The 397-nt window shown below is 54.9% G+C and carries 1 rRNA gene; it reads right to left on the bottom strand.

What is annotated here, in order from left to right:
• Positions 1-397, bottom strand: a 16S ribosomal RNA gene (locus HCA61_RS25895); the annotation flags it as partial.

Raw genomic sequence — 397 nt, forward strand, 5'->3', positions numbered from 1 at the left:
AAAGGTATTAACTTTACTCCCTTCCTCCCCGCTGAAAGTACTTTACAACCCGAAGGCCTTCTTCATACACGCGGCATGGCTGCATCAGGCTTGCGCCCATTGTGCAATATTCCCCACTGCTGCCTCCCGTAGGAGTCTGGACCGTGTCTCAGTTCCAGTGTGGCTGGTCATCCTCTCAGACCAGCTAGGGATCGTCGCCTTGGTGAGCCGTTACCCCACCAACAAGCTAATCCCATCTGGGCACATCCGATGGCAAGAGGCCCGAAGGTCCCCCTCTTTGGTCTTGCGACGTTATGCGGTATTAGCTACCGTTTCCAGTAGTTATCCCCCTCCATCAGGCAGTTTCCCAGACATTACTCACCCGTCCGCCACTCGTCAGCAAAGCAGCAAGCTGCTT

Origin of the sequence: Rhodococcus sp. HNM0563 (assembly GCF_012726195.1) — a bacterium.
Lineage (GTDB): Bacteria > Actinomycetota > Actinomycetes > Mycobacteriales > Mycobacteriaceae > Rhodococcus.